General features: G+C 61.6%; 13 protein-coding genes and 1 tRNA gene. 5 read left to right on the top strand and 9 right to left on the bottom strand.

Annotated features, from left to right (window positions below; genetic code table 11):
* Window positions 1-836, bottom strand: an 836-nt coding sequence (locus ENZ74_RS07850) for an aminotransferase class I/II-fold pyridoxal phosphate-dependent enzyme (RefSeq protein WP_127312720.1), incomplete at its 3' end; no start/stop codon positions are given.
* A 44-nt stretch (window positions 837-880) separates the two neighbouring features.
* A complete protein-coding gene (locus ENZ74_RS07845) occupies window positions 881-1,273 on the bottom strand; it encodes a hypothetical protein (protein ID WP_063167871.1) in 393 nt (130 codons plus the stop codon).
* Between the two features lie 97 nt (window positions 1,274-1,370).
* Here ENZ74_RS07845 and phaC point away from each other — a divergent pair, with 97 nt between their 5' ends.
* The 3 genes from phaC to ENZ74_RS07830 all read left to right on the top strand — a co-directional run bounded on the left by phaC (window position 1,371) and on the right by ENZ74_RS07830 (window position 5,048).
* Window positions 1,371-3,206: a class I poly(R)-hydroxyalkanoic acid synthase gene (gene phaC / locus ENZ74_RS07840; protein ID WP_063167870.1), complete on the top strand. Its 1,836-nt coding sequence runs from the start codon at window positions 1,371-1,373 to the stop codon at window positions 3,204-3,206.
* A 215-nt stretch (window positions 3,207-3,421) separates the two neighbouring features.
* Complete coding sequence (locus ENZ74_RS07835; protein WP_032808955.1) at window positions 3,422-4,672, top strand: YcbK family protein; 1,251 nt, start codon at window positions 3,422-3,424, stop codon at window positions 4,670-4,672.
* Window positions 4,673-4,973: 301 nt separating this feature from the next.
* Window positions 4,974-5,048: transfer RNA gene (locus ENZ74_RS07830), tRNA-Glu, on the top strand.
* A gap of 810 nt (window positions 5,049-5,858) precedes the next feature.
* Here ENZ74_RS07830 and ENZ74_RS07820 read toward each other — a convergent pair.
* From ENZ74_RS07820 to ENZ74_RS07800, 5 genes are all read right to left on the bottom strand, one after another.
* Complete coding sequence (locus tag ENZ74_RS07820) at window positions 5,859-6,266, bottom strand: TadE/TadG family type IV pilus assembly protein (protein ID WP_013531997.1); 408 nt, start codon at window positions 6,264-6,266, stop codon at window positions 5,859-5,861.
* Entirely contained in the window at window positions 6,256-6,681 is a 426-nt protein-coding gene (locus ENZ74_RS07815) for a TadE/TadG family type IV pilus assembly protein (protein ID WP_032808908.1), read from the bottom strand. The genes ENZ74_RS07820 and ENZ74_RS07815 overlap by 11 nt, the downstream gene beginning before the upstream one ends.
* A gap of 19 nt (window positions 6,682-6,700) precedes the next feature.
* Window positions 6,701-7,927 (bottom strand): pilus assembly protein TadG-related protein, encoded by a 1,227-nt coding sequence (locus ENZ74_RS07810; protein ID WP_063167868.1) that lies wholly within the window; start codon window positions 7,925-7,927, stop codon window positions 6,701-6,703.
* Between the two features lie 322 nt (window positions 7,928-8,249).
* Window positions 8,250-8,513: a DUF6074 family protein gene (locus tag ENZ74_RS07805; protein ID WP_013532000.1), complete on the bottom strand. Its 264-nt coding sequence runs from the start codon at window positions 8,511-8,513 to the stop codon at window positions 8,250-8,252.
* A gap of 191 nt (window positions 8,514-8,704) precedes the next feature.
* Window positions 8,705-9,001, bottom strand: coding sequence for a DUF982 domain-containing protein (locus tag ENZ74_RS07800; RefSeq protein WP_013532001.1), 297 nt, complete (start codon window positions 8,999-9,001; stop codon window positions 8,705-8,707).
* A gap of 243 nt (window positions 9,002-9,244) precedes the next feature.
* Here ENZ74_RS07800 and map point away from each other — a divergent pair, with 243 nt between their 5' ends.
* A complete protein-coding gene (map, locus tag ENZ74_RS07795) occupies window positions 9,245-10,072 on the top strand; it encodes a type I methionyl aminopeptidase (RefSeq protein WP_013532002.1) in 828 nt (275 codons plus the stop codon).
* 27 nt (window positions 10,073-10,099) lie between these two features.
* Here map and ENZ74_RS07790 read toward each other — a convergent pair whose 3' ends face one another.
* Window positions 10,100-10,999 (bottom strand): HAMP domain-containing sensor histidine kinase, encoded by a 900-nt coding sequence (locus ENZ74_RS07790; protein WP_245441330.1) that lies wholly within the window; start codon window positions 10,997-10,999, stop codon window positions 10,100-10,102.
* A gap of 6 nt (window positions 11,000-11,005) precedes the next feature.
* Here ENZ74_RS07790 and ENZ74_RS35005 point away from each other — a divergent pair, with 6 nt between their 5' ends.
* Window positions 11,006-11,455, top strand: coding sequence for a hypothetical protein (locus tag ENZ74_RS35005; RefSeq protein ID WP_245441331.1), 450 nt, complete (start codon window positions 11,006-11,008; stop codon window positions 11,453-11,455).
* Here the strand turns inward: ENZ74_RS35005 and ENZ74_RS07785 are convergent.
* A partial coding sequence (locus tag ENZ74_RS07785; RefSeq protein ID WP_164760968.1) for a response regulator transcription factor occupies window positions 11,422-11,972 on the bottom strand: 551 nt, incomplete at its 5' end. The genes ENZ74_RS35005 and ENZ74_RS07785 overlap by 34 nt on opposite strands.

Genomic DNA, 11,972 nt, shown 5'->3' with positions numbered 1-11,972 from the left:
GCCGCCACCTGGATCGGCGTGAAGGCGCCGTAATCGAGGTAGGACTTCACCCGCGTCAGCGCCGAGATCAGCCGCTCGTTGCCGACGGCAAAGCCCATGCGCCAACCGGGCATGGAGAAGGTCTTCGACATGGAGGTGAATTCGACGCAAACGTCGATCGCGCCAGGCACCTGCAGCACCGAAGGCGGCGGATTGCCGTCGAAATAGATCTCCGAATAGGCAAGGTCGGACAGGATGATGATGTCGTTCTTCTTGGCGAAGGCGACCACATCCTTGTAGAAATCGAGCGAGGCGACCAGCGCTGTCGGGTTCGACGGATAGTTGAGGATCAGCGCCAGCGGCTTCGGGATCGAATGCTTGACACCGCGCTCGAGCGCCGGAATGAAACCGTCGTCCGGCTCCACCTGCAGCGAGCGGATGACGCCGCCCGACATGATAAAGCCGAAGGCATGGATCGGATAGGTCGGGTTCGGGCACAGGATCACGTCGCCGGGCGCGGTGATCGCCTGCGCCATGTTGGCGAAGCCTTCCTTCGAACCGAGCGTGGCCACCACTTGCGTGTCGGGGTTGAGCTTCACGCCGAAGCGCCTGCCATAGTAGGCGGCCTGGGCGCGGCGCAGGCCCGGAATGCCGCGCGACGAGGAATAGCGATGCGTGCGCGGGTCGCGCACGACCTCGCACAATTTGTCGACGATAGCCTTGGGCGTCGGCAGGTCCGGATTGCCCATGCCGAGGTCGATGATGTCGGCGCCACGCGATCGGGCGCTGGCCTTGAGCCGGTTGACCTGCTCGAACACGTAAGGCGGAAGCCGGCGAACCTTGTGAAATTCTTCCATGGCAGTTCCAGACAGCGAAGGGGTGTTGGGCGCGCGCTATATACTTATTTGCAGGTAGGGTCGAGGGCGGGGTCGCATTTGGCTTCGATCTGCTTCAGCGTTTCGTCGCCATGCTTCTTGGCCAGATCCGTCAGCGCCGCCTGGTTGACGACCTTGGGGCCGCCGCCCTTTGCCGCCTGCGCATTCTCATCCGCCTTCAATTGCGCGAGCTTGGCGTTCTTCTCGGCTTCGGTGAACTGCGGCGCCGCCACTTGCGGCTTGATGTTCAGGTTCGGGAAGGTGCCGGTATCCTTCGGTCCCGCACCCACAGCGACAGGCGTCGGGCCATTCGTGTTGGTGCTCGAGCACCCGGCAATGCCGATGAGGACGATCGCCGCGCCGATGCGGCAAAAACGTCCGGCACCGAAAAAAACAGTCTCGCCAATATTAATCGTCATATTGTTTCCTTGGCAGCCGAGGTAGAGCGAGATTGGCCCGGTCGGATGTCCCATGTTAATATGTCAAGAAAAGGCCTCGGGAGGAACCCCGCCAACCATGTCCAAAACACCCGATTCGGGCAAAGCGGAAGATGACCAGCCTTCGACCGTCGAGCAATATCTGGTGAAGGACCCGGAACGCTTCGCCCTGAACATGGCGCGCATGATCGAGCAGGCCGGCAAGGCCGCTTCCGCCTGGGCCGAGCCGCGTGAAAAAGGCGACGTGCGCGACCATGTGGCCGAGCCCGTCGTCGATATGGTGAAGACCTTTTCCAAGCTCAGCGAATACTGGCTTGCCGATCCGCAGCGCGCGCTGGAAGCGCAGACGCGGCTGTTCTCCGGCTATATGACGGTCTGGGCCAACGCCATTCAGCGCACCAGCAACGCCGCGCAAGACACCGAAGACGCGGTCAAGCCGGAGCGCGGCGACAAGCGCTTCCTCGACCCGGAATGGGGCCGCAACGCCTTCTTCGATTTCCTCAAGCAGGCCTATCTCGTCACCTCGCGCTGGGCGGCCGATCTGGTCGAGCACGCCGAAGGTCTTGACGAGCACACCCGCCACAAGGCCGGCTTTTACGTCAAGCAGGTGTCCAACGCCATCTCGCCGTCGAATTTCATCCTGACCAATCCGGAACTGTTCCGCGAAACCGTCGCCTCGAACGGCGAAAACCTGGTGCGCGGCATGAAGATGCTGGCCGAGGACATCGCCGCCGGCAAGGGCGACCTGAAGCTGCGGCAGGCCGACTACTCGCCCTTCGAGATCGGCAGGAACATCGCCACCACTCCCGGCAAGGTGGTCGGCCGCAGCGACGTCGCCGAAATCATCCAGTACGAACCGGCGACCGAGACGGTGCTCAAGCGGCCCCTGCTGATCTGCCCGCCATGGATCAATAAATTCTACATCCTCGATCTGAACCCGCAGAAATCCTTCATTCGCTGGGCGGTTGAACAGGGCCACACCGTGTTCGTCATCTCCTGGGTCAATCCGGACGAGCGCCACGGCACCAAGAGCTGGGAAGCCTATATCCGCGAGGGTCTGCAATACGGCCTCGACACGGTCGAGAAGGCCACCGGCGAACGCGACGTCAACGCGATCGGCTATTGCGTCGGCGGCACGCTCCTGGCGGCGGCACTGGCGCTGATGGCGCAAGAGGGCGACGACCGCATCAAGTCGGCGACCTTCTTCACCACGCAGGTCGACTTCACCTATGCCGGCGACCTGAAGGTGTTCGTCGACGAAGAACAGGTCGCGGCAGTGGAAAAGTCGATGAGCGAAAAGGGTTATCTCGACGGCACCAAGATGGCGACCGCCTTCAACATGCTGCGCTCAGGCGACCTGATCTGGCCCTATGTCGTCAACAACTACATGCGCGGCAAGGATCCCCTGCCCTTCGACCTGCTCTACTGGAATGCCGATTCCACCCGCATGGCCGCAGCCAACCACTCTTTCTACCTGCGCAACTGCTATCTCGAGAACAACCTTTCGCAAGGCACGATGGAACTGGCGGGCCGCACGGTCTCGCTCGGCGACATCACCATCCCGGTCTACAACCTCGCCTCCAAGGAAGATCACATCGCGCCGGCGCTTTCGGTGTTCCTCGGCTCGAAATATTTCGGCGGCACGGTCGAGTATGTGATGGCGGGGTCGGGCCATATCGCCGGTGTCGTCAATCCGCCGGCATCCAACAAATACCAGTATTGGACCGGGGCTACGCCGACGGGCGACTTCAGCCAGTGGATAGCCAATGCCACCGACCATCCAGGATCCTGGTGGCCGCACTGGCAAGGCTGGATAGAGGCCAAGGACAACACCCGCGTGCCTGCCCGCAAACCGGGCAAGCATATGAAAACTTTGGGTGATGCTCCGGGCACCTATGTGAAGGTCCGTGTGTAACGGACTGTAATGTGTGGTGAGTTGACGGGCCGCCAAAAGCGGGCGAAATGGTGTCGTCAACCATCAAGCGGCCGTAATTCGGCAATCACTGCAAAAATACTTCCAGGCTTGCGGATTTGACACAGGTCTCGTTTCCGGATCGGAGACAAAGGTCACCTTGGCAGCGACGCATGCATGCCGCGCCAAGATATGCCGACCGGACATCGAGGGGGAATTTGACTTTGAAATCAGCAGGATGGAGCCTCGCAAAGGGAGAACGCCGCGCCATTGTGGCAGCGCTCTGCTCCTTGCTTCTGGCCTCCTGCACTTCGGCTGGCGACCCGGCAATGTCGGTCGGAATGCCCGGCTACAATGCCACCGCATCGGACGTAAACGCGGCCTCCAGCGGCAAGGCGATCGCCGCCTCCGATTCGTCTGATGTCACGACGGAGCAGACGACCGTGATGACGGCAAGCGACACGGCGCTGCCTGAAAAGGTCGCCTATGTGCCTGTGTCCAAACCGGGAGCTGCCTTTCCGCTGACCATGCCGGCGGGCGCCGAAACCATCGTTGGAAACACGCCGCAGTCGCTGACGCAGCAGGCACAGACCGCGCAGCAGACCGATGCGGTAGCCCAGCAGATTGCCGCGGCCGACGGCGACGTGGCGGCGCCGAAGCCCGCTGCCGCTCCGGCCATGAACAACCCGGTCTATGTGACGGCTGGCGAGATGCCGCAGGCCGAAGCACCAAAGAAGAAAGGCTTCCTCGCCTCGATGTTTGGCGCAACGCCAGCCTCGGCGACACCAGCCCCCCTCATCAGCAACGCCCGGACGGGCGAGCAGCCCCCGGCGCAGGCAAAAGCGACGCCAGCAGCGGCAAAACCGATCATCACGCTTGCCTCGGCCGATTCCACGGCCAAGCCGGTACAACTGGCTTCGCTCGGTGGCGATAGCGGTCACATCACCGGCAGCGATGCCCTGCCCGGCGTGCGCCAGACGGCCCTGTTCGAGATCAAGCGCAAGTCGGGCCTCGATGACGAAAGCGACGTCGACCTCAACGAGGATGAGGGGCCAGTGGGCGGCTCCTATCAGGTTGCGTCCGCCGCCGGCATGGCCCGGCTGGCGCCCAACGGGCTGCTCAAGCAGAACGAAAGCGTCGATGTGGCCTGCCTGAAGCCGTCGCTGGTGCGCGTGCTGAAGACGATCGAAGGCCACTACGGCCGCAAGATGACGGTGACGTCAGGCTATCGCGACCCGGCCCGCAACCGGCGCGCCAACGGCGCCAAGAATTCGCTGCACATGTATTGCGCCGCCGCCGACATCCAGGTTCCCGGCGTTTCGAAATGGGAACTGGCGAGCTACATCAGAAGCATGCCCGGTCGCGGCGGTGTCGGCACATACTGCCACACAGAATCGGTTCACGTCGACGTCGGTCCCGAGCGCGACTGGAACTGGCGCTGCCGCCGGCGCAGCGGCGGTGACGGCTAGCAGCGCTATTTGACGGCCTACGCCTGTCAGCCGCCAAGGCCGTTCCGGCAATATCGTTCCAGCCTCCTGAACATTCGAGATAGGCTGAAGCGTCCCCAACTTCGTCATCCTCGGGTCTTCGCGACGGAGCGCTCCTTGCTCCGCCCGTGGATGACGAAACGATGGGTGTCGCCGCTAATCGTCAAGCCTGCCAGCCCTCGGCAAACCGTTGATTTGGCAGGCCTGGAAAAAAGTTGTCCAAGGTGGCACCTGACGGGTTGCCGGTTGCGCACAACGCCAGTATAAGCCGCTTCGTCTGAGCGCGCCCATCGTCTAGCGGTTAGGACACCGCCCTTTCACGGCGGTAACAGGGGTTCGATTCCCCTTGGGCGTACCAGAAAAATTTGCGTTTGGCGCAAACCTCCCTCCCAATGTCGGCAATTTCGCTTGGCTCTCTGCTGCTCTCTTCAACTGACGCGCAGTCTTCCGCGATCACACCATAGGCCAACGCGGCCACACGGGTCATAATCCTGCTACAAAGTGGTCGATTCCTAAGGGATGTAGCCGCTCCAAGAGCCCGCCGCAGGTCGCCCCCGTGGCGGGCTTTTTATTGCACGGTCGAGTTGGGCTTTCACGGCATTGCGACAACGGGGCGAAGCCCCGAGTGGCAAGTCCGTATTTATTTGCCTAGTTTGCGTGCGGGAGCCTACATGAGAACGGGTCGCGCGCCGCTCAAGACGACCCTCTTCAGCGCTTCAACCGGCATCCGACAGTGCAAAGTCAAAAGCCTGTTATGATCCACGGATTGGAGTCGTATCCGAGACGCGGCTCTGCCTTTGCCCCGCTATCTTCCGATTTGGCGGTTCCGGTGAAACCGCAGTCCAGATTTGCAACGGGCTTCTTGGTCGACGGTTTCGTGGAACACAAGGCGGCAGCGTCACTGACCGCCGCCTTCTTTTCCTTGGCAACAGCGACACCGGTCGCAGCGAAAACAACAGCCGCGCACAATACAGCCACTCTCATTGGAACCCCCACATTGCACCCGACAGATGGTCGAACATGACGTAACGTAATCTTAATATTAGCACTAACGAATATATTAGCTAGCCCCGTGCCATAAAAAGCAGGCCGAGTGCCAAGCTTGCGCCACGACCGCCAAACCGGTGCATTGGCAGAGCCCCGGCGCGCGAGGCTATCAGGCCACAGCCTAGCCGCTGCCAAGCAGCGGCACGGTAACGGTTGTCGCGTAGTTGATCGGGAAGGAACTGAAGTAGGGGAAGTCGATGACGAAGGCATAGGCGGCGGTCAGATGCGCCATGCGGAAGCCGCCGCTCACCGGGTCGATGGCGATCGTGACGTTCACGTCCTTGAACCCCAAGGCCTGCAATTTCTGCGTGGCGATCGATTGAATGTCGGCCTGGGTCAGCGTGTTCTTAAGCTGCAGCGAGCGCGCTGACGTCTCCAGCGTATAGCGAACACTGGAGACCGAGTGCATCGACCAGCCAAAGGCGAATATTCCGAACAGCAGCATGACAAGGAAGGGGGCGATCAGCGCGAACTCCAGCCCGGCCCCGCCCGATCGATCCCGCCGCAACGCGCTTACCCTAGCGGACACGGATCACCTCCTGGTGACCGATGACGGTGGGAGCGGCAAAGGCGCCGAAGGCAATTGGCGGCACCCAGGTGCCCGATGCCTGTATCTGGACATAGATCGACGGCACCTTGGGCCCACTGCACATGGTGGAAGCGTCGACCACGGTCGTCCCGCACATACGGATGTGGCTTAGCGTGACCTGGCCGTCTTCCGGCCGATTTTCCCAGCTCGCAATGGCAAGGGCCTGGGTCGCCGCATCATCGGTCGATCCGCTCATGACCAGGTTCGCGGCCGTCTTCACACCGGCGCGCATCGACAGTGAACTCGTTATGTAGGACCAGCCGTCCAGAATACCAAGCAGCACCAGGCACAGAATGGGCAGCACCATCGCGAACTCGACCGCCGCAACGCCCGAATCATCGCCGAGGATCGGCATCGACCGGCGCCCCACGGAGCTACTCGGACAGTGCCACGGACCGCGCGGCTGGAATGTTGGGCACTCCGAGGCTCGAGCAATCCTGATTGATGGTTGAATTACCGGACCATTGAATCGTATTTGCGACGACCCTGGTGCAGCCGCCATTGCCCGAGAAGTTGCCAAGATAGCTCACTTGCTGCTTGGGGAAATAGATGGCCCCGGTCAAAAGCGAGTCCGCTGTGCCGTTGAATGTGCTGGATGCACTCATGCCGGTCCTGTCGCCGTAGAACAGAACGCCTGAGTAGGTGCCCGAAGTCGCCGCGCTGAGCTTCACGGACGCATTGCCATTCATGCTGACGGTCGAGCTGCCGGACATGAAGATGGTCACCCCGGCGCCGGTGATGGCCGCGTTGGCGTTTATCTTGAGATTGCCCTGGACGACATAAACGCCGGGCGAAAGCGTGACGTTGCCCTTCAGGTTCATGCCGCTGCAATAGGTGCCTGGACCGAGCGTCGCCTTGTTGTCGTTCAGGCAGGGGGTCGCGGCCACCGGGGCCGGCAGGTCGACAAAGGGATCGCCGGCGGGCAGTGCCTGGGTGATCGGGGCCGCGCAGACGGTGGTGACGGGATTGCTGAGAGAGACACCGCCCGCCGATATCAGGCAATCGGCCTGCAGACCGGCCGCGCCCTGAAGCTTGATGGCGTCGGAGGCGATGGAATTGGACATGACCGAGCAGCCGGTGAGCTTAACGCTGGTGCTGCCGGAAAACAGCACCGCCTGCGACGCGGACGGATCGAGCGCGAGCATGCAAGCACTCGAGGCATCGGTAATGACGGCCACCGCCCTCGCCTGTTCGGGAACCTTTTCCTGTGTGAAGATCAGGGTGAACATCCGGTCGAGCTTCTGGCCGACGATCACCTCGACCGCTTTTTTCGCCGTATTCGGTCCGGACGCGGGCGGCGTATTGACGACGATCGTGCCCGAGCCCAGCCCGTTCGACGCCGCGGACTGGGTCGCAGCCGCGACGATCGTCGGCTTGTCGGAACCCGAAATCTGTTCGAGCGCTCCGGCATAGGCGGCTGCATCGGCCGTCGCCTGCAATCTCAGGCTGTTGTAGTACCAATAGGAGGTCTCGACGCCGAAGCCCGCAGCGCCGACAACGACCGGCAAGGTGAGGGCAAAAATGGTGGCGACATTTGCGCCCGTGCTCCGGCGCATGGCGTCCATTACAAGCCGAACACGGGTGAAGCTATTCAAGGCCATGGCTTAGATTAGAAAGCACGCATAAATGAACGAATGGCTAAAAAGTTCGGTGCATTTTTGAGCAGTGGTCCATTGGCTTCAAAAAAGAAGTGCTTCGCTGGCTGATCAACGCGCGAGCGCACTTCCTGGCAAGCGAGAAGGGCTAGGGCCAGCGGGAGGCGGCGAGAGAGAGCATCGATGTCCTAGAGCATCCGCCTGCGATAGGCAGCCATGGGTTCGCACCCGATCAGCGAACTTGCCGTCGAAGGCAGCAAACACCGATGTGTTGCTGCTCGCACTGTTGGAGAATGCAGTGGGAAGCCAAAGCTGTGCAGGATTTTCTTCAAGCGGAAAGAATCGGCATCGGCTCCGCAACCACCCCGGCCGACATCTCTCTTTGCACGGCTTGGAAAAACCTGCGCACTTCATCGCTGGCTGCTGTTCTGTCCCTGCCGGAGCCGACCACAAGATCGAGCAACTCCGACGCCTTGGCCCTCCAGAACGAGGTGGCGGTCTCGCCATGCAGGTTGCCGAGCTTGGCAGCAACCTCTCTGACCAAGAATACCTGACGGTCGATCGGGAATGCACGGATTTTTTCTGGGGACATCTTCCGAACCATGAGACTGACGCAACGAATCAACCATTGCCAACAAGCAATGGCGTAGCCGGGAAGGTGGAAACGGAAGCTTAACGGCGCTGACGTGGGTGCGGGGACGCAACGATACGCTCGCGACATCGCCTGTGCGTCAAACGCGCTTCATTGGTTGCAGTGGGGGGCAGGCGAAACGGCGGCGGCCCTTAGGCCTGGAGCGCCCTCGCCTCACCGCCGCGCTTGCGCGGCGTCATCATATCCCTGGCCATCAGTCCGCTGGCCCGGCAAAACGCCATGAACGCCCGGCAAGCATCCTCGGTCTTGACCACGTCTACCGTGGCCCCAAAGCAGGCGTTGAAGGCTTTCTGGTAGATCGGGCCCTGACGGCGCGCAGGCCAGTCCTGGAGAAAATCGAGCGCCTGTTCGACGCCGTAGATCTCCTCGACCGGCAGGCCGGGCGCGGGCGCTATGCGCACCGGCACCTCGAATTGCAGTCTGTCCATTTCCTGTCTCCCGAACTGGCGCCACCGCAGCAACGCCGTTCGTCGTCAAAAGTTGCTTTGACCGGCTTTTGGCCCAGAAATGTGTCGTCACTTGGGTCGCTGAACCGCCCATGCAAGGCGAATATCTCGAACTGTGCGGGTGCATCGGGCAGTTCTTCCTTGAACCTTTTGCCCTCAAGTGCCAAATCTGGGGAGATCTTCACGTCGGCTCTCTTGCAGGGCCCTACCCGCTACACGGACAAAATGGTCACCTATCTCGACGCTGCCACGGCCCCGCTCAGAAATACCGGCCAGATCCGCCTCTATGGCGAGGACGGCTTTGCCGGCATGCGCAAGGCATGCGATCTCACCGCGCGCTGCCTCGACGAGCTGGTGCCGATGGTCCAGCCCGGGGTCACCACCGAAGCAATAGACCGCTTCGTCTTCGAATTCGGCATGGACCACGGCGCGCTGCCGGCGACGCTCAACTATCGCGGCTACACGAAATCATCCTGCACCTCGATCAACCATGTCGTCTGCCATGGCATTCCCGACAACAAGCCGCTCAAGGATGGCGACATCGTCAACATCGACGTCACCTACATCCTCGACGGCTGGCACGGCGATTCTTCGCGCATGTATCCGGTCGGCACGATCAAGCGCGCCGCCGAGCGGCTGCTCGAAGTCACGCATGAATGCCTGATGCGCGGCATTGCGGCGGTCAGGCCGGGCGCCCGCACCGGCGCCATCGGCGCCGCCATCCAGACCTTTGCCGAAGGCGAGCGCTGCTCGGTGGTGCGCGACTTCTGCGGCCACGGCGTCGGCCAGTTGTTCCATGACGCGCCGAACATCCTGCATTACGGCAGCGCCAATGAAGGCGTCGAGATGCGGCCAGGCATGATCTTCACCATCGAGCCGATGATCAATCTGGGCAGGCCGCACGTGAAGGTTCTGTCGGATGGCTGGACCGCGGTAACGCGCGACCGCTCGCTGTCGGCGCAGTACGAGCACACGATCGGCGTGACCGACACAGGGTGCGAGATTTTCACGCTGTCGCCCAAAAAGCTCGATCGCCCCGGCCTGCCGGCTTAGAGCGCACCTTACCCGGCGGGAGGCCGTCTATGCCGACTGCACATCCGCGGCATTCGGCAGGTCGATGGTAACGACCAGTCCGCTGGGCTGGTTGTCCTCCAATTCGATCCTGCCGCCGTGCCCCTGGACGATGTCGGCAACGATCGAGAGGCCCAGACCGAAGCCATGCTTCGACGCAATGCCGCGCGACGCATCTTCCTTGAAGAATGGTTCGAAAACACGGGCACGTGCCGTCATCGGAATACCCGGCCCGTCGTCCCCTACCGTGATGCGCGCCGCCGTGCCGGTCGCCGTCAAGGCGACCGTGACATTGCCAGCGAATTTGACCCCGTTGTCGCAAAGATTGGCGATCGCACGCGCCAATGCATTGGGCTTGCACCAGCCCAGAAGCCGGTCCGGCCCGGAATATGAGACAGGAAATCCGACATCGGAGAATTCGGCGCAGACGGTTTGCAGAACGCTGGCAATATCGGCGCGCTGCAGCTTCTCCGTCGAAACATCGTTGCGCAGGTAGGTAAGGGTCTCATCGATCAAGATTTCGATGTGCTGGACATCGGACAGGATTGCGGTTCGGATTGGGCCATCATCCATGCGCTCGGCGCGAAGCCGCAGCCGCGTCAAAGGCGTGCGCAGATCATGACTGACGCTGCGCAACATGCGCGTGCGGTTTTCGATCATCGTGCGGATACGCGTCCTCATCCTGTTCAGGGCGCGCGCCAACCCCACCATTTCAATGGAGCCGTGTTCGACGAAGAGCTGGTCGCCATTCTCGATCTCGGCCGAACCGACTGCCGCCGAGATGCGCTTCAACGGATCCGTCACGGCCCAAACCGCAAACAGCCAGATCAGCACGGGCAAGGCAACGAAAGCCATGAACCTGTAGAACGAGGCACGGACGAGGCCCGATGTCAGCCAGGAATCGGGCATGCCGAAATGGGCCAGGACGTCCTGCTGGTCGAGGTCGATGACAAACGCGTATCGGCCGCCGATCCTTATCCAGCGTCCCTCAACCGTCCCCCTGTCGATACGCAAAAGCCATTCGACACTTCGCCATTGCAGATAGGACTGGGGAATGCCGGTTATCCGGTCCTTGGGCAATATCTCGAAATCAAAGCCGGCCCGCTTTGCTGTCGCCAGAATTGCGCCACGCGCCTGCGCCGGCGTTTCTTGCAACAAGGCAGCAACAACGGCCGCACGCCCGGCGTTATCTTCCGCGGCGGGAAGATCGGCGTTCTCTATGAAACTCTCGACGACCGAACCGACGAACATGATCACGATCACCGCGATGAAAATGATTGCCACAAACTGCCCACGCACGGACTGTGGCAAGAAACGGCGGATGAAATCCCTTATGCTTCCTCCACCGTCGCGGTGAAGATGTAGCCACCCAACCGAACGGTCCTCAAAAGCACCGGATCGCGCGCATCCTTTTCGATCTTCCTGCGGATTCGACTGATATGGACATCGACGCTACGCTCGATCGGCCCCGCGAGCCCGGCATGGGTTACGCCCAGAAGTTCCTCACGAGAGAGAACCCGGCCTGCATTGCGACAAAACGCAAGCAACAGGTCGAATTCATGCGTCGTGGTCGTCACCCGCGCATTGTTGGGGTCATGCAATTGCCGGCGTATGGGATCAAGGCGCCAGCCGTTGAAACGAAGTACCTTCGACCAGTCCCGCTCGTCGGGATCATAGGCTGTACGGCGCAGCAGCGCCCGTATCCTGGCCGTCAGTTCACGCGCGCTGAACGGTTTCGTCACATAGTCGTCCGCGCCGATTTCCAGCCCGAAGATGCGGTCGATTTCCTCGCCGAGCGCGGTCAGCATCAGGATCGGAATGTTGGTTGCGGCACGAAGGCGGCGGCAGATGTTGAGACCGTTTTCGCCCGGCAACATGACAT

The organism is Mesorhizobium sp. M7A.F.Ca.CA.002.15.2.1, assembly GCF_003998715.1.
In the GTDB taxonomy this organism is placed as follows: domain Bacteria; phylum Pseudomonadota; class Alphaproteobacteria; order Rhizobiales; family Rhizobiaceae; genus Mesorhizobium; species Mesorhizobium ciceri.
Note: the sequence above shows the minus strand (reverse complement) of the source record. Positions and strands in the feature narration are given on the sequence as shown.

Excerpts from the sequence above, each read along its gene's own strand:
- ENZ74_RS07845 (WP_063167871.1), bottom strand. The coding sequence starts at position 1,273 with ATGACGATTAATATTGGCGAGACTGTTTTTTTCGGTGCCGGACGTTTT.
- phaC (WP_063167870.1), top strand. The coding sequence starts at position 1,371 with ATGTCCAAAACACCCGATTCGGGCAAAGCGGAAGATGACCAGCCTTCG.
- ENZ74_RS07815 (WP_032808908.1), bottom strand. The coding sequence starts at position 6,681 with ATGCCGATCCTCGGCGATGATTCGGGCGTTGCGGCGGTCGAGTTCGCG.
- ENZ74_RS07810 (WP_063167868.1), bottom strand. The coding sequence starts at position 7,927 with ATGGCCTTGAATAGCTTCACCCGTGTTCGGCTTGTAATGGACGCCATG.
- ENZ74_RS07805 (WP_013532000.1), bottom strand. The coding sequence starts at position 8,513 with ATGTCCCCAGAAAAAATCCGTGCATTCCCGATCGACCGTCAGGTATTC.
- ENZ74_RS07800 (WP_013532001.1), bottom strand. The coding sequence starts at position 9,001 with ATGGACAGACTGCAATTCGAGGTGCCGGTGCGCATAGCGCCCGCGCCC.
- map (WP_013532002.1), top strand. The coding sequence starts at position 9,245 with ATGGTCACCTATCTCGACGCTGCCACGGCCCCGCTCAGAAATACCGGC.
- ENZ74_RS07790 (WP_245441330.1), bottom strand. The coding sequence starts at position 10,999 with ATGCCCGATTCCTGGCTGACATCGGGCCTCGTCCGTGCCTCGTTCTAC.
- ENZ74_RS35005 (WP_245441331.1), top strand. The coding sequence starts at position 11,006 with ATGGGCCAGGACGTCCTGCTGGTCGAGGTCGATGACAAACGCGTATCG.